Genomic DNA, 20,711 nt, shown 5'->3' with positions numbered 1-20,711 from the left:
AGATTCACTTTGACTATATTTTACTCCCATGGTAACGCATTCCTCTCTCTGATTAGCTGTTCTCGTTCATCATCTAACTTTTGAATAGTCTTTCTACGAAATCCCTCGCCAGTCTCTACTTGTTCATCAAATAATCTCATACGATCTCTAAATTTATATTGCATTTCTTCTAAAGCGCTATCATTTCTTGAAAGATTATCTCGACTTTGCTCCCTAAGCGAGCGTTCAGCTTCAAAATTCCTACGTAAATTCTCACGTGTTCTCTCAAGATTTTCTAGGTAACGGCGAAAAGTATGTGAAAATTCATCCATTTGATATTCATGATGTCGAATTTTTGTATTGTACTCAAAACGTTCATCAGCACTTTTATCTCTATTTACCATTTTCTAGCATCCTCGCTGTCTCTTTGCTCAATCAAACGAGCTAATTCAGGGAATTTATTGGCTTGTGTTAGAACAACCTGACATAAGTCTGTTGTCTCTGAAAATAGCTGATTACAAATCGTTTGCGCATGAGTCATGGCAAAAATACCACTTGAATAACTAGCCTGAAATTGTTCATTCTTTTTGTGATGAGTGTCAATACCAACTAATTCTTTAACTGCGGATTCAGCTAAATCAACACTACTGGATATTTTGGGCATTTTTCTCTCCTATTTTCTAAATTTAATTTCAATGACTTTCTTTTATTATATATAATTTATGCCATTTTATCAAAATTTTACGAATATTTTTTATTTTTGAAATGAACTCACTCATTTTTAATAAATAGGGCTATTCAAAATCAAGAAATATACAATCGTATCAAATGTTAATTTTCATCTATACATAAAAAAAGAAGAAGCAAAAAAAGTGGCTGTTGAGTGCAAACATTTTGCAACCAACAGCCACTTTTTTAAACAGTTTTTCTACTTTTATACTTTTCTAAATCCCTTTATATCAACGTTCCGTTACGATACAGTCATTAGAAGTAATTCCTCTATGTGTTTAGTTTAAGCTTTTTTCTTTAGTTTTTTTAAACCTAAGAAAATCAGAGCTGGTATCGCTAAAAGGATAGCGCCGAGAAGACCATACTGCTCGATTCTCTCACCAAAACTTCCGATTTTTTGTCCGCTCACATGTTTGTTAGAGTCTTGCTGACCTTTATCATGTGGGATTGACGGACTTTCTTTGTCTTTATTTTTTGTGTAGACAACAGTGAAGTTTTGCGGTGTCGCATCTAGACCATTGGTCAAATCATTATGGTCATAAGTTGAGACTGCTTTGAGCGCCTCAGCTAATGAGTTATAAACTTTACCATTTGATGCCGTCACCTTGTAGGTATAACCATTTTTATACAAGTCATTATCCGTCGTTTTAAACATCAACTTCGAGTCGCTATCACCCGTTACTGTTTCAAACGTTTTGCCATCAACGATTAAATTAGCAGTCTGTTTGACTGGTGTGTAACTGACGGTAAAGTTTTGCGGTGTTGGGTCAATACCTGTTGATGTTGGAATTGCGTTATGGTCATAAGTGACATTTTCTTTCAAGGCGTCTGCTAAGGTAGCATAAGGTTGACCATTCGGACCCGTAACCTGATAAGTATAGCCACTTCGTTTCAGATTTGAATCATTTGAATTGAGCGAAATATTTGAATCACTCGGACCATGTGCGATTTCCATCGTTTGGGCACCTTTAGGGTCACTACTGTCGCTCACCAAATTGACAGTTTGAAGTTGTGCGGTGTAGACGACACTAAAGACCTGATTGCTACTTGGATCATTGTCAAAGACATGAACAGCATTTGTCGCCGCCTCCAAAGTCGGATATTCATTACCATCTGGCGCTTTGACAACATAGCTATAACCGTTTCTTGTCAGATTTTGTAAGCCTGATGCCGCCGTTTGCAACTGCGTATCTACAACATTGAGATTATAGAAACTTGAGACATTTGGTACCAGTGATAACTGCATACTAGCTTGATAAAGCTTAGAGTTACTTGGAATTGGCTGGTCGTTATCATCTAAACCAGTCACACCTGTTGCCGTTGGATAAACCTTGTTGCCTGCTGGGTCATTGAGCGTATGGACAACCATACTTTCAGGCATTGGTGTATAACTTGCCGTAAAGACTTGTGGCACATCATCTCCTGCGATAAGACCCGGATTGCTTGGGTCAATACCTGGGTTAGTCGGTACAACGCTTTTGGTTAATCCTGACCGAGTGCTTAATTTTAGAGGTTGCGCTGAAGGTATTACCGTATCAACTACATCATTATTGGTCGGTGTTCCGTCATATGAGGCATTAGCAGCGATTGCATTAGCTAAGGTGTCATACCAGACGCCGTCCGGCCCATAAATCTTGTAGGTGAATCCTTTTCTTGCTAAGTTTTGTTCACTATTAGCTGTGAAGTGCAGAGAGCCAAAAGAATAGCCATCAGTTGTCGTCGTTATCGGTTTACCACCCGCCGTATCTGGATCAGTCGCATCCGTCTGAAGGACAGCGACTTGTTTGAGTGGGGCATAATACAAGTTGACATGCTGGTTCACACCGTCTGCAGTATCAAAAGTTGTTGTTCTTGTTTCTTGTGAGGTGTCAATCAGCTTATAGCCGGGATAAGCAGTTTGCAAGGCTGAATAGTCAACTGTCGCATCTGAGACACCCGCAAGCGTTGCAGGATTGGCTAAGTTTGTCCATGTTTTACCACCGTCATGGCTGATTTTGAAATCGACAATGACTTGTTGCGGGTTGGCTTGATAGGTTAGGACAACCTGTTGTACTTTCCCTGTATCGGTGTCATAACGTTCGGCAGAATTTCTACCATCAGTTATCAGCGTATAGCCGGGGATATTGGGAACAATTGACGCATAGTCAATGATACCATTTGAAGTACCGGTTAATTCTGTCGGCACTTTTAAACTCTTGCCCTTATCATCTTGATAGATAACTTCAACTTTTTCTTCAAGTGGTTGATAAACCATATAGACGATTTGATTAACGTTATCGCTACTATCATAATTTGTCGTACCTGTTCGACCGTCTGTCTTTAGGGTATAACCTGAATAGTTATCTGTTAAGCCTTTATAATCAATCACACTGCCTGATGTGCCGGTCAGGGGTACGTCAGGAATGGCAATCCCCTTATCATCGACAATCGGATTACCAGAGGCATCCACAAATTTGACGATTGCTTTTTGAACATCAGGTGTGTAGAGGTACTCGATTGCTGTCTTAGCCTTTTCTGTTGCATTGGGTGTAAAGACAGACGTTACCGCATTCGCGTCTGCGACTGTTGTTGCCGTTTCAGTAGCATTGACTGTCATGCTCTTGAAGGTGTAGCCATCAATTGGGACAGCGCCACTTACTGGAATTTTCGCATCCGTTTGACCGTTAATGATACCTGTTACTGTTCCTGTAGGGACTGCAGCGTTAAGGTCATTACCATTGGCAGTTGTTGCATAATTAACCGTTGCTTGGGTTGCTTGTGCTTGATAGTAGAAATAGATGTCTGGGGTTACCAGATGACCATTAACCGTTGTCCACATGACTGGTTGGCTGTTGGTGTTGTCTAAACCAGCCTTAACTAAGTCGTAGCCTTGTGGTGCGTCTGGTGCAATGGCAGTTGTTGTAGCTTGATTGCTCTTACCTGAAATTTGTCCCGGTGTTAATGGCGGTAAAAGAGACATTGGAATCTCTTGACCATTAAAGCCACCACCTGAATAGCGATAATGTACATTGACGGATTGATTATCAGCTGTATAAACAAACTTAACCTGATCAGGCGTTGTACCACCACCGCTAAAAATCAATTTATCCACTGTCGTATTAGATAGCGGACTACCATTAACTGGTGCAAAATCAATTTCCTTAAGCGTATAGCCGGGGATTTCAACTGCGCCGCTAGTTGGAATCGGCTGGTCTGTCGTGCCACTTGCATTTAGAGAAACCGGTGTGCTAGCGTATTGTGAAATATCCTTACCACTGTCATCAACATAAGCCACGGTTGCGACATTATCTTGATTGGCAGTATAGGTGACGGTAATGCTTGAATTAATCAGTGTACCATCTGTGTTAATGGCAAAGCTTGGATTAACACTTGTCACATTTGGTGTGTAGCCTTGAAGAGTTGGCACTGTAATTGGCGTTGTCACATCAATTGGTGTTGTACTCAGATTGGTTGCATAGGTTGTCCCATTGGTTACGCCATTCGCCACTGTCACGACTAGTGAGCCAGCTATAAAGTCACTTGTTGCTACTGGACCATTTTTAGATGAACCATCATTTGGGTCATAAACATAGTTGATGGCTACGCTTTGCACAGAAGGTTGATAGTAGAGATCAAGTGCATTAGCATTTGTAACATAAGGCATGGTTGTAGTCGTTTCAGATGGTCGTGCTGTTGAACTCGCACCCGCATAAGTATAGTGTTCAAACCCATAACCCGGGATATCGAAAGCACCACTATAAGTAAAGGCTGAACCTGTTGAAACTTCATTTGTTAAGATCGGATTAATATGATTAGCGTGGATGAGGTCGATTAAATTCTCATTAGCAGTCGTCAAATACTGAATATCAATTTCATTTGTATCTGGTGCTACGTAGTAATAATAATCTGCTTTCGTCAGGTTACCATCAGTCCCTGTTGTCCAATCAATCGTTTGAGGGGCTGGATTGATTTCCCAACCATTTGGAACACTTGGTAACGCATCAGGCGTACTTGGCGCATTACTGTAGCTGGCTACAGTTTTCACTGGCAAATCTGTCACTTCTTTACCATTATTATCAGCATCTGTTATCGGTGTGCCATTATAAGCACCATCATAACCAGCTGGCAACTGGAAAACGTAGTGAATATTAGCAGTCTGCACATCAGGCACATAAATCACTTCTAACTTATCAGGGTCAGCTGTCGCATCAAAAGGCACTAGACTAATATCAGAAACCAATTGACCATTAGCAGTTCGAGAATAGATAGAATAACCTGGAATAATCGGTGCAGAAACACCAATCGGTTGGTCTGTCACACCAACAGCAGTCGTCGCTGCGCCACGTGTTTGACTTGAGGTAGCTGTCACAAGTTGAGTTAAATCAGGATTACCACTACTATCTCGACTAGCAATGAGATAGGAAATCTCAGCGTTTTGATTATTGGCTGTGTAAGTCACGTCTATATCCGGTGTGACCAATTGACCATTTACTGTATCATCTGCCTTAATGGCAAAATCCGGTTTCACCTGTGACACACTAGCTGTATAACCTGGAATCGTTGGCACATTAATCGGCGCACTTATTGTATTAGACTTACCAGTTGCAGAATCTTGCGGTGTTCCTCCACCAAAATCAGCTACTGGCACTTCGCCATCTTTCGGAGACTTATCATCACTACTATAGAGGTAGTGGATATTGACGACTTGCTCATTTGGCGTATAAACAAATTGAATGTCGTCTGCTCCTGTCGTGTAAAGTGCCTGACTTAAATCAGCGAGATTCGTATTCAAATTGCCGCCATTATACTTGAACCCTTTGAGGGTATAGCCTGACACACTTGGACCGGTCGTCATGATGACGCTATCCGTGTAGCCATTCTGACTGGTTGGATTACTGCCGATATAAGGCGAGAGAGAGTTACCGTCCTCATCAACATAAGCAATCGTCGCTGAATCTGGACTTGGGTTATAAGTCACCGTAATCTGCGGTTCAGTCGGATTGCCATTGCTGTCCACCGTGAATTTCGGCATAACCGTTGTCACGTTTGGCGTGTAGCCCAGTATGGTTGGGACAGTAATGCCTGTTGTAATCGGTGTCTCTGCTGGGGCAACATCCGTGTGATAAGTTGTCCCAGCAGAGACACCAATCGCCTGTCTTGGCACGTCTTGCGATCCGAAGTCAGTAGACGGCACTGAGGTGTTTTTAGGCTCCCCATAGACGTATTGGATATTAACCGTTAGCGGGTTTGCCGTATAGCTGACCAAGAAAGTCTGTGGTTCACTATCTGAGGTGATGGTCCCATTTGGCGTATTGTCATAGGTGCCATCTGCAGCCAGTGCAGCAGCTAGTGTCGGATAGTTCGTGCCGTTAGGGGCTTTGACTTGATAGGTATAGCCCGCTCGTGCGAGATTGCTATCTGTTTTGAGGAAAGTAATCGCTTGCGCCGTCAAACCATCCCTAGTATCCACCGTTTGCGCACCCGCCGGGTCTGTCGCATCCGTTTGCAAGATAGCCGTCTGGCTACTTGCCGTGTAACTGACCGTAAAGACCTGCGGACTGCTATCAGGCTGACCGCTAGCCACCGTGTTGTTATTGTAAGTGGCGTTGGCTGACAAGGCTTGCGCCAATGTCGGATAACTTGCAGAGACCTTGTCCCCATTCGCATTGGTGTAGCTGACGGTCACATTGTAATTGTAGCCGGATCTGACCAAATCAGTATCGCTTTGGTCAAACTTAATCTGACTAGCTGTCGGTCCTGTTGCCTCTTGATAGGTTTTACCACCTGCATTGGCAGGGTCTGAGCTATCTGTTTTCAGAACTGCTTCTTGTGTCTGTGGTGTATAGGTCACAGTATAGACTTGCGGTGCTGTATCGCCATCTCCCGTGTTATAAATCGGGCTGCTGGCATTTTTATTGCTGGTGCTATCATAAGTGCCAGTAATGTCGCTTACAACCTTACCACTTGGGTCAGTGATAGTGTAATCATAGCCAGATCGTGCGAAACTATCCGTTGGGACGCTATAAGTCTCAGTTGTTCGACCATCTTGGTAGAGGGTCGATGTGCTTTTCGGATCATGAACGAAGTTGACTTGGACACTTTGAATATCACGCGCCAAATACACGATATAATCCGTTGTTCCCGGCACAAAGGTCAAGCGTTTTGCGGTGTCGCCACCATTTAACAAATCATTGTCATCCGTCAAACTAGCTAGGGATGCCCCCATTGGGTCAAGACTCCAACCACTTGGCACATTGATATTACTTGCCGTTACACCGAAAGTTTGTATGCTACCGATTGCACCAGTTACGGTTTGGGTAGCTAGACCTGGAACAGGATTGGTTGTGAAGGTGTACTTGCCAGTCGCATCATAGGTTGCCTCGTTAAAATGGATAGCGTGCGTGGCGTTGCTTGCAGCGTAAGTTACGGTATAGGTGATGTTAGCGCCATCACTTGTAAAGCTAGAAGGCAAGGTGCTACTTGTGTAACTCTTACCGTTGCTGTCAGTGATAGTCCAAGTGTAGCCTGAAACATCTGGAACAGATAGCGAGTAAGTTCCGTCTGTCTTAGTATCAATGGTGACACTCTTTGGTAGACTAGGTGCTGTGTATGCGACCGTGTCTACTGATGTACTAGATGCAACATCGGTATGCGTGTCCGTCGCATAGGTATAGTTAACCAAAACACTAGCTTTTCTTGGCGCATAATCAATCGTATAATCTTGCGGTGTGCTATCAGTTGTTGCTGCACCATTATTCGTCTTATCATAGATGATAGTAAATTGACTATTTGAGAGACTGACGACATTACCGTCAGGGCCTGTGACCGTTGCGACATAACCGTTAATCTGAGGCACACTAACGACTTGAGTACCGCCTGTTACGCCAGTGTAAGGCGCGTTGTTCATACCCGCTAAAGTATTTTTACCGTTCGTCACACCCTGACCACTTGGTGCATTTGTAACTGTAATGTCAGCTTGTTGGACATCTTTAGTATATTGGTAGACAATCGCAGCTTGATAACTTGGGACGAGACCGCTTGACGTGTTGGTCATGTTATCCCAAGTCCAGTTTGTTGTATAAGGCGGATTTTTATCTTGGGTGGTTCCATCTGGTCTATTACTCCAATAGTAACTTGACACATGATAACCTGCTGGAATAGCGGCAATTGTTTGCAAATCAGAGGTTTGTTGCTCTGTCGTCACACCACTGAGTGTGTTGCCAAATAAAGCGTAAAAACCAAAGCCTTCTTGATTTGCCTCGTTTCTACCACCTGTTTGATTGGCAAAACTGCCTGATAGCGCAGTCAAAGCCCCGATTGGGCTACCGCTACTATCGACTTGTTGCGAATAATAGTTGACTTGGGCTTGCCAACCAGAATAAGTTACATCAATCACAATTGGTGTTGCACCAAATGAGCCCGCAGGAACAGTCGTCATGACTTGTGAGGTGCCACTATTGATTGACACATTAGAAGAGTATCCTGAAATTTGTGTGATTGGTATGGCATCATAGCTACCATCGGTTTTACCCGAAATAATATTAGTTAATTTATCACCATTAGGATTGGTATAGGTAACTGTGATGGTTTGCACATCAGCGACATAGTTCACGGTTGCCGTTTGTGGCGCATTGTCAATTTGACTCGTACCATTACTTGTATTATCTGCGACAATTCCTGTGATGGTGTTGCTCGACTTTATCGAACCATCAGGATAGGTAATGACAGCCGTATACCCGTCAATCGTTGGGACTGTAAGATCACTGAAAATCGTATCAGTTGTACCAAGACGCATTATATCAGCACTAGTCAACTGACTAGTGAGATTATGTCCTCCCGGGAAAAGATACTTGACATTCAATTGTTGGACATCTGCCGTCGCTGTTAAGCTATAATTTTGCGGCGTTCCATCACTTGTCGCCTGCAAGTTATTAGTATCATCAAAATTACCTGAAATAGCCGCTAAAGGTAAAGCTAAACTAGCACCATTAGGGTCTATCGCACTGATTAGATGATAACCTTGCGCAGGTAATCCGAGTAAGTCAAAACTATAACTATCCCCCGTCAGACCTGTTTGCGTCAAGGTTGTTGGTGCCTTAGCATTGTTATCATAATTCAGCGTGACATTGGCTGCTTGATAGTCTTTAGCAATCTCAAAAAGTAGGGTTGCTTTATCATTCCCCTTACTTTCACTGCTAACATCATCAGCCGAAAGCGCACCTGCTGGCAAAGGCGTTGTCGTTGCACTTCCATCTTTACTCCAATAAACTTTACCAGTTAAGTGGTAGCCATCAGGTATGACACCACTTGTTTGTAGTTTAGACGTTTCCGCATCAGGCGTCATTGTGACACCTGTTGCAAGACTTGATGTCAACGCTTGACCTATCGTTGGCTGGCTAGGCGTCAAACTGTCACTTGATTTAAGCACACTCGCCTGCGTCGTATCCACATTCCCAGCGGTCGTTACCGTGCCATAGTTAATCATCACATCATCCGCAGTATAATTCACAACAAAAGGTTGAGGCATCGCATCTGTCATCGCACCATAACCATTCGCATCATCATTATAATTAGGATTAGCCACGAGCGCGTCCGCTAACGTATCATACGACTGATTATCTGGACCTGTTACCGTATAGGTATAGCCAGGTGCAGTCAAGTCTTTATCTGTCGTCTTGAAAGTAATCGGTTGATTTGTCGCACCAGAATTAGTCGTATCCGCACTATCTATGCTAATCGGAACAGGCACAGGAGATGTTTTGGAAACGGCAGTAAGCGGAGCTGACTGATAATCACCTTGATACTGAATGTCCAAGGTATTACCAGGCACCGTTGTCCCATTATTGATCGTATCAGACCCCACCGTGATATCTGTCGTCCCGTTAGGCACAAGCGAATAACCTTGGAAACTTGGGGCCGTAAAAGCATATGTATCCGTTACCGCATTAGCTGAGCCACCAGTAATCCCAATCGTATCCGTTGTGTTAGCAATAAACGATGTGGCAGCTCGTAACGGTTTATCGTTTTGATCAAGATAGTTAACGGTCGTTGTCCCAGTACCCAACTCTAGTGTAAAGTTAGTGATGTGCGTTCCCATTTGAGTGTATCCGCCTGCATAACTTGCTGCAACACCTAAAGACATTGATGTGCTTGTCAAATTAATGGTTCTTGTAAAAGTCTGTGGTGAACTTGTGGTGACTTGAACAGTTATCGTTCCTGTATTATCACCATTATAGACATAGTTGACTGCAACCGGTGCTGTAAGGTCAGGAGCACCACCTGAGCCTCCCCATTTATTGGCATCTTTTCCTGAACCTGTTGTGACATTATTCAAGGTACTAATCGCTTGCTGTTGGTCTGTCGTTGAATTGGCAGTATTCAAAAGACCGTTATTTCCAGTACTGCGCCATCCCATGACCTGATTACCCATTTTGTAAAGAGCACCCGAATTAACCCCAAGCGAAGAGTCTCCAAAGCCTACAGGTGTATAATTAGACGAAAGGGAATCTTGAGACGCACTATTATTATAAAAGTCAATGCCCCAGTTTAATGAGTTTGGTAATCCGTTAATGCCAAGACCACCGCCATATTGAATACTCCCCCCAGCACTTGCTAACTGTTTAGGGGCTGTTGGCGAGATAACAAGTCCGATAAAGTCACCAACGTAGTAACCAGTAGCAAACCCCCCTGATGTAAGTCGCGTTAAATCAAGATTAAAATTAAAGGTCCAGTTTTTTGTCATATCAATCTGCTGATTGAAAGCGACTGACCCTGTTTTCGGATTAGTATCACTAGCTGTCGGGGTCAAAACAGTATAATTTGTGCCACCAATATTTGTATTATAAGCAAGATTGGCAGTACCTGCACTACTTACTGTAAAAGATTTTTGATAATTACTATTATCATAAGTCGCTGAATGACTTTCGCCCACCTGCATCGTATCTGTCACATTATCAATCGTTGGTGTTGTTACCGCAGCAAAAGGAACGATACCCAAGGCTGGTTTTGCAGTTTGAGATGTCGTGAGTGCCTTATCATACAGCGTTGGAAAATTTGACCTAGTCACGCTATCGTCAGCAAACACATCTCTTTCAACAAAAGACAGCCCCGAAACAAGTGTCGCAAAAACAATGCCGGTTACAACCCATCTTTTTTTGACTTTTTTAAGCACAAAACGTTTTTTATAGTCGGTCTCAGTTTTTTGTAATGACCCTCTCTGCATGATGACTTCCTCTTTCTTCATATCTCTCATTGAATCCCAAAATAACTTTCTATTTAATTTGTATTTTCATTCATTAAATAGTATTTTTTTACTACTTTCTCACTCCTTATTTTAGCATAAAAGCTGATATATCTCTATTATTCAATTCGATTTTTTATTAATAAATGACAGACCTAAAGATTATTTAAAAATCACAAATTTAATAGAAAATCAGACATCAAAAAATATCCTCATCGGCTAATTTTTAGTGATGCGGACTTCTGTCCCTTTCTCCACTTGGCTGGTAATGGTTGCTGTCAACTCAAGTTTGTCTAAAATGCCTTTGGTCAGATAAAGACCAAGTCCTGTTGACTTCTGATTATGACGCCCATTGTAACCGGTGAAGCCATGTTCAAAGAGACGAGGCAAATCCTCAGGTAAAATACCAATCCCTGTATCTATAATCGTCATGTTGTCAGCGAATTGAATCGTGACACTGCCTGTTTTAGTGTACTTAACTGCATTATTGATGAGCTGCTCAATCGCAACAGATAACCATTTGCGGTCACTCGTAATTTGCCAAGCGCCAGTGATGCTGACTGATAGATTTTTCATGATAAACTGATTGGCATATTTTTTGATGATGTTGCGCGTGATGTCTGCCACATCAAAGGTTTCAAAGCGAAAATCAGTTGATGTATTCTGCAAACGCAGATAACTCAATAAAATATTGAGGTAGTTATCCAGCTCCAATAGTTGGTGCTGTACATCAGATTTTGTCAGATGGTTTGTCTGCGCCATCAAATCAAGCGCCGCCAACGGCACTTTCATCTGATGCGTCCAAAGCTTGGTTAAATCAAGTAAGTCCTTGTCGAATTTCAACAGTTCTTGATACTTCTCCTGATGCCATTGAACAAGATCAGCCAGCAACTGCTGATAATCTTCGCCAATCAAGGTCGAATCAGGAATTCTTGGCAGATTTTCAACGCTAGTTCTGGTTAGAAACTGATGAAGCTGGATAAAGCGATAACAGGCAAAGCTTTGATAGATTACAAAAATCAAGGCAGGCAAGAAAAAAGCGACTTTAAAGGCGGTTAAATCTATTTCTTGTAAAAATAAAACAAGCGCAATCATGCCCTCTGTGAGTAAAAATATCGCAATTTCACTCGATTTCTCCTGACAAAAACGGACAATAAGCCGTAAATAAGTCATCATTTAATAACGTACCCCACGCCACGAACAGTATGAATATGGTCGAACTTAACTTGCAATAGTTTTTTACGTAGGCGACTCATATTAACGTTAAGAGTATTATCATCAATAAAATCATCACCTTCCCAGAGTTTTTTGAGGAGGTCGTGTTTGTCGACGATATTCCCCGCCTGTTCAAGTAAGGCTTTCAAGATAATCGTTTCTGTCTTGGTCAAGCTGACCTTTTCTTGTCCGTCCGAAAAATTACCGTCTAAATCTAGCGTGAAATGCTCAAAACTTAAATGGTTCACTTGTGTTTTTGTCCGCCTTAAAAGCGCGTTAATTTTAGCAATTAACACCTCGACAGAAAAAGGTTTGCTAACGAAATCATCTGCGCCCATATTCATTGCCATAACAGCATTCATCTCATCAGATGCCGAGGAGATGAAAACAATGGGCAAGTCATTGGTTTTCCGAATTTCAGTTGTCCAATAAAAGCCATTAAAATAAGGCAGGGTAATATCCATCAAGACCAAATCGGGCTGGTATTCAGCAATCTCAGCTGCTACCGCCCGAAAATTCATGACACTCGTGACCTGAAATTCTTCTTGAAGTTTCTGACGCAAGAGCTTAACAATCGTTTCATCATCTTCAACGATAAAGATTTTATTTTTCATATCCTTATTCTACCAAAAATGCGAGACTTGTGGCAATTTAAACTGAAAGACAAACAAAAACACCCCAAAATCAGGGGTGTCAATGGTAGCAACTCATCTTTCAACGATGCGATAATAAATTTTCGATGTTTTACGATAAATCAGATAATAGATCACTGAGATAACTAGAATCGTAATGCCGCTGACACTAGCAATCATGCCGATATCCGTAATACCAAAGATGTTAATCAATTTAGAAATCATCACAAAGGCTGCTGCAAAGTGGATGATGCTGACAATGATTGGCATGAAGAAGACGATAGAAACTTGTGAGTCAATTGATTTTTTAACTTCTTTTTTCGTCAAACCAACTTCTTGTAGAATCCGATAGCTACGTTTATCCTCAGCCCCCTCAGAGATTTGTTTGTAGTAGATGATTAAGGCAGCACCTAGAATAAAGGTAATCCCAAGCATAAAGCCGATGAAGAGAAAACCACCCGTGAAGCCCATAATGCCTTCTTTATTTTCTTTCTCAGTTGCGACACCTACTTGGTTAGGTAGATTATTCTCATTAGAGAATTTTTTACTGAGTGTTTCACCTTGCTTAGCAGGTAAATTGACGAGAATTTCTGTACTAATTGGTGTTGTTAATTCAAGAGCATTGGGATTGTCTGAATTTTTTTCAATCGTATCTTGATTGTAAAAGTCATTGATTTTCGTCAATGTCTGTTCATCAGAAACAACGAAGACAAAGACATCAAAGACACCCGGGAACTTAGGTAAATTTTTAAGTGACGATACTTCTTTGACAATTTGCAATTTTTCGCCAAACCAATCAACTGATTTGACATCTTTATCACCAAATGCCTTATAAAGCACAACTTGATTTGGCGCTAACTCAGGTAAGTCATTACCAAGTTTAACCATGTCATCACGTGTCACAAATCTTAAAGCAGCATAATCGTTCAATTTCGCTTTTTGAACTGGAAACGCGACTTGTTTATCAGCATTGACACTGAAATTATCCATCACCATAAAGGTTGAATAAGAGGCAGTTTTTGAAGTATCAACCCCATTTTGTTGAATGAAATTGTTCAAGCTTGCTTTATTCTCGTCGATATTTTTTCCAGTAATACTAATATTTGTATTTTTAGGAAACTGATCTGCCACGACTTTTTGAACACCGACATAGAGCGCAACAGACGTCGCAAGTGTGACAAACGTCATGGTCACGAGAATCGTGATGTTAGCAAGACCAACTGCATTTGTTTTCATACGGTAAAGCATACTACTAGTCGTAATGAAATGTTCAGGTTTGTAATAATAGTTTTTATTGGCTTTCTGACGTTTCAAGACGAAGATGGTTACGCCAATATAGAGCAGATAAGTACCTATAATAACCAGTATAACCGCAATGAAAAATTTCATCAAGGCTTCAATTGGTCCTTGAACGCTAAGGGCTAGATAATAAGCAACAGCTAACATTCCAATGCTGAGGATAGACATAATCAAACGCCCACGCGGTTCACGCTCACTACGTGTGTTATCTTTCAGTAAACTGATAGCTGAATTGCGTTTAATAGTCATCATCGCAAAGAGCATGAGCAAGGCAAAAGTAGCTGCAAAGACAAGCAATGTTAACAAAATGGCTTGAAATGATACTTTTAAGTTAAAGTAGTTGCCACCGATAAGATGAACAAAAATCAGATAGAGAAACTCTGAAAAAATCAAACCAAAAGCAGTACCCGCAATCGCTGTTACGACAAAGGTCATTAATAATTCCCAGAATGAAATCGTCGCGATATTGCGTTTATTTAGACCTAAAATATTATAAAGGCCAAATTCTCTCGTCCGTTGTTTGAGTAAGAAACGATAACTATAACTAACGATGATGACTGAGAACAAGACAATAATGACAAGGCCAAATTTCATCAATGTTCTGACAGCATCAGCACCTTTTAACTGGTCCAAACTTTTTGAAAAAGCAATGTTTGACAGAATTAAAGTAATCGCAAACATAGAAGTCGTTGCAAGTAAAAACGGTGAAAAATTAGATAAGGACTTCCGAATATTTTGAAAAGCTAGTTTGAGATAGAACATTATTCACCTCCTAACAGACTCGTAATCGCTGTCGTAATGTCCCGGTTAAACTCATTATTAGATTTACCAGCCCGGTAGAGTTGGTGGAAGATTTGACCATCTTTAATAAATAGAACACGACTAGCATGACTAGCAGCCAGACTTGAGTGCGTTACCATGAGAATTGTTTGACCTTCAGCGTTGATTTGCTCAAACAATTCAAGCAAGCCATCCGAATTTTTAGAGTCAAGTGCCGCTGTCGGCTCATCCGCTAAAATCAATTTTGGATTTGTAATCAAAGCACGCGCGACAGCAACACGTTGTTTTTGACCACCAGACAACTCAAAAGGTTGTTTATCTAGTAAATCCGAAATGTTGAGCTTAGGTGCTAAAACTTCCAAACGTTTAGTCATTTCATCGTATTTATAACGACCCAAAACAAGTGGTAAGAAAATATTATCACGCACGCTCAGCGTATCAAGCAAGTTGAAATCTTGGAAAACAAATCCCAAATGGTCACGACGGAACTCTGCTAATTGCTGTTCCTTAATCGTGCTAATTTTTTTACCTTCTAAAACCACTTCACCACTACTTGGTTTTTCTAAAGTAGCTAAAATATTCAACAGTGTTGTTTTACCACTACCACTTTCACCCATGATAGCGATGAATTCACCTTCTTCAGCAATAAAATTCACATCGCGTAAGGCTTGCGTTTTTTCCTTTGAGAAACGTGTTTGGAATGTTTTTTCTAAATGATTGACTTCTAAGAACATTAGTTTATCTCCTTTAAGATACTAGCTTTGATTTCTGATTTTTTGACTTCTTTATAACCGGTCACACCTTTAGTTTTATTAACCGTTAATTCTAAGTAGGCACCTTTTCTAAGATTGTGGTCTGCCGTAAACTTAGTTGCTTTCTTAACGTTACGTTTATTTACAGCAGGTAATTCATAGTTGTAATCCGTATATATCCTGCCGCTATCATCTCTACTCTGTCTAGGCATCCCATCTTGCGTAATCTTCACATAGTAGATATCGCCCCCATAATTTTTTTGGTAAACCATGTAAAGTCCACCAGCGAGAACGACAAGCACAGCAACTACTGAAAGTAATTTTTTCATTGTATCTCCTTTGTGTTAAGTTATTAAAACTCATTTATTTTCTTCTTGACACTCTTATTATCGCACACCTCATCATCGCATGACTTACACCTCACTATTTCTTTCTTACGAAAATGTAAGTCAAGGGATTTTTAGTCGTTGCTATTAAAAAAACCAACAGATAATGAAAGCTCTGTTGGTTTATATGTTTGTTATGACATCTTATAGACCTTATATTTCCCCAAACGCTTAACTGTAATGCCAAGTTTTTCAAGCGCGTGAATCAAATAAAGATAGTTTTCAGAAAACTGGGCATCAATGAGAAAGAAATACTCTCCTAGGAAAGTTTTTAACGGACGAGACTCTATCTTGGTTAAATTAATCCCGAAGTCTGCAAAAATTTGTAAGGCTTTATACAAGGCACCCGGTAAATTATCAGATAAAGTCAAGGCTAAAGTCATCTTCTCTGTTTCAACTGGCAATGGAATTTGTGGTGTCGTCTCGCCCAATAACCAGAACCGTGTGAAATTTTCATCAATTTCCTGAATATCCTGAGCGATAATCGTCAAACCATACTCTAAGCTACTGGCAACTGGCGCGATAGCTGCAAAATTTTTCTCGGGATGTTCCGAGACGAATTTCGCTGCATAAGCCGTGCTGTCAGTACTCTCAATTTTGGCGTCAGGAAAATGGTGCTGGACGTATTTCAGCGATTGGGCAATCGCTTGGGGATGAGAAAAAATTTTCTCAATCTTTTTATCAGAGTGTGTCGCCATGAGTTGCTGTTTAATCGGCTGGATGATTTCAGCCTGAGCTCGGATATTATCCGCCTGCAAAAAGAGATAGTCGACAGTCTGATGGACACTACCCTCAATCGAATTTTCGACAGGGACAATGGCATAGTCGACCCCCCTTTGTTCATAACTTCTGATAACCTCAGTAATTGAGTCAAAGGCGACGAGCTGATGCCTGTCATCTGGAAAAGCTGCGTGAGCTGCCGCATAAGTAAAGGACGCTTTCGGACCCAAAAAACCAATTCTCATCGTCGAATTTCCTTTATAATTTCCTCAGGTGTTTTGTCTGAAACGGTGATGATTCGGGTTGCGACACTTTCATATAAGGGCGCACGCGATTCAAATATAGCTTGTAATTCAGCGCGTGAGTTATTGATAAAGAGCGGTCTAATATTTGTTGAGTCAACAGTAATCCTTTGATACAGAGCATCAAAATCTGATTTAAGGTAAATCACTTCGGATTTTGACTCGCGTAGAATACGACGATTTTCTTCAGACATAACCACACCACCACCTGTTGAAATGATGCCGCCAGTTTTCGATAAGATTTCTAGAATTTCTGATTCGATTTCTCGAAAAGTAGCTTCGCCCGCCTCAGCAAAAAAAGTCGAAATCGGCATACCGATACGCGCAACGATCACCTGATCCATATCAATAAAATCTTCAGTTAATAATTGGGCAATGGTCGTCTTACCCGACCCCATAAAACCTATCAAAAATGTCGTCATCTCTCTCTATTTCCGTTCTGTTCTGGCGATCCTCCTATTTTCTACCATGTATATCATAGCATCATTTTAGGAGTCACCTATTTTTTCTTCTTCTTGCCTTTTTTCATTTTCTTCTGAGCACGTTTCATAGCAGCAGTCATGGCCATTTTCCCAACTTTACCTTTGAGACCGCCACCAAACATGGCGCTCATATCCGGCATGCCTGCACCGCCCATATCACCGAGCGCACTCATATCTGGCATTCCGCCGGGCATATTGGACATTTGACTGCCCATGCCACCGAGCATGGCGCCCATATCGCCATTCATCAGGCCACTCATCATCTTTTTGGACTCGTTAAATTGCTTGATGAGTTTATTCACTTCAATAAAAGTATTGCCCGAACCTGCAGCGATACGACGGCGGCGTGATGGTGTTAAAATATCAGGATTGGCACGTTCTTCAGGTGTCATAGATAAGACTGCCGCACGTTTTCTGGCAATCTCCTTTTCATCCACCTTGATATTGGCAGCGCCCGGAATTTCAGACATTCCCGGAATCATTTTCATGATTTCGTCTAATGGTCCCATGGATTGAACTTGGTCTAACTGTTCGATAAAGTCGTTAAAATCAAAGGTGTTTTCACGCATTTTTTCTGCCATTTTAGCAGATTGCGCTTCATCGTATTGGCTTTGCGCCTTTTCGATTAAAGTCAGCATATCGCCCATGCCGAGAATGCGTGAGCTCATCCGTTCAGGGTAGAAAACTTCTAAGTCGGTTAACTTCTCGCCCGTCCCGACAAACTTAATTGGTTTACCAGTGATTTCTCGGATAGATAATGCAGCACCGCCACGCGTGTCACCATCCAATTTGGTAATGATAACACCAGTAATTTCCAATGTTTCATTGAATTTCTTAGCGACATCAGCTGCGACTTGCCCAGTCATGGCATCAACAACCAATAGAATTTCAGTCGGCTGCGCCAAATCTTTAATTTGCACCAACTCGTTCATCAATTTTTCATCGATTTCAAGTCGACCAGCCGTATCAATTAAGACATAGTCATTGCGCTTTTCAGCTGCCAAAGTCAAACCATGACGCACAATCTCTACTGGGTTGACATCAGTGCCTTCGTCATAAACCGGCACATCAACTTGAGCACCCACTGTTTTCAACTGCTCTATTGCCGCAGGCCGGTAAACATCGGCCGCAATCATTAAAGGTCGTGCGTTTTCAGTTTCTTTTAGGCGTTTGGCTAATTTCCCGACAAAGGTTGTTTTACCAGCCCCTTGGAGCCCCGCCATCATGATGATGGTTGGAATTTTGGGTGATTTCGCAAGCTCAGCTTCCCCACCACCCAAAATCGCTGTCAATTCTTCATCAACGATTTTGATGACTTGTTGCGCCGGTTGCAAGGCTTCAGAAACTTCAACACCAATGGCACGCGTTCGGATATTTCTGATGAATTTTTTGACAACTGGTAGTGCGACATCGGCCTCTAGCAATGCCACACGGATTTCTTTGGTAATTTCTAAAACATCATTTTCAGTGATTTTTTTCTTACCGCGTAAATTTTTAAAAACGCCTTGTAATCGTTCTGTTAAATTTTCAAATGCCATAATTTTTTGTGATGAATTATACTCAATTAAGCAAATAAAGCGAACATTTTTGGCTATTTTCTGTCACTTCTTCGTTTGGCTGATGGCAACTAAGGTTGCCTCTATTGGTCAATTGAAAGCATTGCTTTCAACTATCTTTGCGCTTTAGCGCTTAGATAAGTAGCTATGTACCACTTAGGCGTGGGACAAAAGTCTTAACGTACACCTGTATGCCTACGCCTCGTCGCCTCTGGCATTGAAGTTGTCACTTTAGCGACTTACGGAAAAAGCTATGGGCAACGTGGCTAAGCGGTTTTACCGCTTAGCCGTCGACCAAATTGACAAAAAAATATCTCAAAAATATTGTACACTTTCTTTACTTAAATGAGTGTAAAACACCCTATCTCCTATTCATTTTCTAAACTTTGTAAAATCGTGATTTTCTCAACCAGATAAGTATCATCCGCATATTTTGCTAAAATTTCCGCAAAGATTTGCTCGCGAACAATGTAGTCTGAATACATATGCAGCTTGGTCTCGTAAGTTTCCAAGACCTTCTCTGTCCGCTTAATATTATCATAGACGGCTTGGCGGCTGATTTTATACTCTTCTGCAATTTCTGCCAGAGAATAATCATCCGCATAATAAAGCTCGACATAGTTCATCTGCTTTTCTGTTAGCAAGGTCGCATAAAATTCAAACAATGCATTCATCCGATTGGTTTTTTCAATTTCCATTCTTCTATTATACCAAAAAAAATGAGATAAATTCAGCTTAGATTGCAGAAGGTATCAGTTGTTAGTCTTTTCTTAATTTGTCTAGTGTCGCTTGGAAAAGTTTCGGTGGGTCGAGTTCGAACTCTAACCACTGATGCGAAATAGGATGCTCAAATCCTAGCATCTGCGCATGTAAAAATTGGCCATGATTAGGTTTCAGTGCATTTTTTGGCCCATACAAAGGGTCACCTGCCACAGGATGACCGATATAGGCCATATGCACACGGATTTGATGGGTACGACCTGTCTCAAGCGTCAAACTGACCAAGGTAAAATCGCCGAAGCGCTCTAGCACTTCAAAATGGGTCAAAGCAGGCTTACCACCCGAAATCACAGCTTGCTTTTTCCGTTCCTTGGCATTGCGACCTATCGGCGCCTCAATCACACCACGGTCATTCAGTAAATTCCCATGGATAATGGCAAGATAACGACGTTTCGAGGTATGTTCTTTGAGTTGCGCGGCTAGAAATTCATGCGCTTGATCATTTTTTGCGACCATTAATAAGCCACTGGTATCCTTATCGATACGGTGCACAATACCCGGTCTAATCACACCATTGATGCCAGACAAATTCGTCATGTGATACATCAAAGCATTAACAAGTGTCCCTGTTTGATGACCAGCTGACGGATGAACAACCATCCCCTGAGGTTTATTAATCACGGCGACATCATCATCTTCATAGACAATTTCTAGTGGTATATTTTCAGCCTCATAGGACAGCACTTCTGGCTCAGGAATGTCAAATGACACGATGTCATTTTCTAGCACTTTATACTTGGCTTTTTTGACTTGCCCATTAACCAAGACAGCGTCTGCTTTAATCAGGTCGTTGGCCTGAGTTCGTGAGACCTCTGAGTTATCTGAGATAGCCTTGTCTAGGCGCAATCCTGCGGACTGGGCTTTAATTTTTATTTCCAAT

At 41.4% G+C, this 20,711-nt stretch carries 13 protein-coding genes; all 13 read right to left on the bottom strand.

The window, feature by feature from the left end; all coding sequences use genetic code 11:
• Nucleotides 1-20 precede the first annotated feature (20 nt).
• A complete protein-coding gene (locus ACYQ21_RS03310; RefSeq protein ID WP_460055129.1) occupies nucleotides 21-383 on the bottom strand; it encodes a hypothetical protein in 363 nt (120 codons plus the stop codon).
• Nucleotides 377-643: a TIGR04197 family type VII secretion effector gene (locus tag ACYQ21_RS03305; protein WP_460055127.1), complete on the bottom strand. Its 267-nt coding sequence runs from the start codon at nucleotides 641-643 to the stop codon at nucleotides 377-379. Before ACYQ21_RS03305 ends, ACYQ21_RS03310 begins: the two co-directional genes overlap by 7 nt.
• Before the next feature lie 348 nt (nucleotides 644-991).
• Nucleotides 992-10,930: a beta strand repeat-containing protein gene (locus tag ACYQ21_RS03300; protein WP_460055125.1), complete on the bottom strand. Its 9,939-nt coding sequence runs from the start codon at nucleotides 10,928-10,930 to the stop codon at nucleotides 992-994.
• Between the two features lie 216 nt (nucleotides 10,931-11,146).
• Complete coding sequence (locus ACYQ21_RS03295; RefSeq protein ID WP_460055122.1) at nucleotides 11,147-12,103, bottom strand: sensor histidine kinase; 957 nt, start codon at nucleotides 12,101-12,103, stop codon at nucleotides 11,147-11,149.
• Nucleotides 12,100-12,756, bottom strand: coding sequence for a response regulator transcription factor (locus ACYQ21_RS03290; protein ID WP_460055120.1), 657 nt, complete (start codon nucleotides 12,754-12,756; stop codon nucleotides 12,100-12,102). Before ACYQ21_RS03290 ends, ACYQ21_RS03295 begins: the two co-directional genes overlap by 4 nt.
• 93 nt (nucleotides 12,757-12,849) lie before the next feature.
• Complete coding sequence (locus ACYQ21_RS03285; RefSeq protein WP_460055118.1) at nucleotides 12,850-14,835, bottom strand: FtsX-like permease family protein; 1,986 nt, start codon at nucleotides 14,833-14,835, stop codon at nucleotides 12,850-12,852.
• Entirely contained in the window at nucleotides 14,835-15,587 is a 753-nt protein-coding gene (locus ACYQ21_RS03280; protein ID WP_460055116.1) for an ABC transporter ATP-binding protein, read from the bottom strand. The genes ACYQ21_RS03285 and ACYQ21_RS03280 overlap by 1 nt, the downstream gene beginning before the upstream one ends.
• Complete coding sequence (locus ACYQ21_RS03275) at nucleotides 15,587-15,934, bottom strand: YxeA family protein (RefSeq protein ID WP_460055113.1); 348 nt, start codon at nucleotides 15,932-15,934, stop codon at nucleotides 15,587-15,589. Before ACYQ21_RS03275 ends, ACYQ21_RS03280 begins: the two co-directional genes overlap by 1 nt.
• A 191-nt stretch (nucleotides 15,935-16,125) precedes the next feature.
• The gene (pheA, locus tag ACYQ21_RS03270) at nucleotides 16,126-16,956 is read right to left on the bottom strand and encodes a prephenate dehydratase (RefSeq protein ID WP_460055110.1); all 831 of its coding nucleotides are present in this window, start codon (nucleotides 16,954-16,956) and stop codon (nucleotides 16,126-16,128) included.
• Complete coding sequence (locus ACYQ21_RS03265; RefSeq protein WP_460055107.1) at nucleotides 16,953-17,435, bottom strand: shikimate kinase; 483 nt, start codon at nucleotides 17,433-17,435, stop codon at nucleotides 16,953-16,955. Before ACYQ21_RS03265 ends, pheA begins: the two co-directional genes overlap by 4 nt.
• 77 nt (nucleotides 17,436-17,512) lie before the next feature.
• The gene (gene ffh, locus ACYQ21_RS03260; protein WP_460055104.1) at nucleotides 17,513-19,033 is read right to left on the bottom strand and encodes a signal recognition particle protein; all 1,521 of its coding nucleotides are present in this window, start codon (nucleotides 19,031-19,033) and stop codon (nucleotides 17,513-17,515) included.
• A gap of 386 nt (nucleotides 19,034-19,419) precedes the next feature.
• Nucleotides 19,420-19,749 (bottom strand): putative DNA-binding protein, encoded by a 330-nt coding sequence (locus ACYQ21_RS03255; protein WP_460055102.1) that lies wholly within the window; start codon nucleotides 19,747-19,749, stop codon nucleotides 19,420-19,422.
• Nucleotides 19,750-19,810: 61 nt separating this feature from the next.
• The gene (locus ACYQ21_RS03250) at nucleotides 19,811-20,710 is read right to left on the bottom strand and encodes an RluA family pseudouridine synthase (protein ID WP_460055101.1); all 900 of its coding nucleotides are present in this window, start codon (nucleotides 20,708-20,710) and stop codon (nucleotides 19,811-19,813) included.
• Nucleotide 20,711 lies beyond the last annotated feature (1 nt).

This window comes from Pseudolactococcus yaeyamensis, assembly GCF_054658615.1.
The sequence above is the reverse complement of the archived record's forward strand: the minus strand, read 5'-3'. Positions and strand labels throughout refer to the sequence as shown.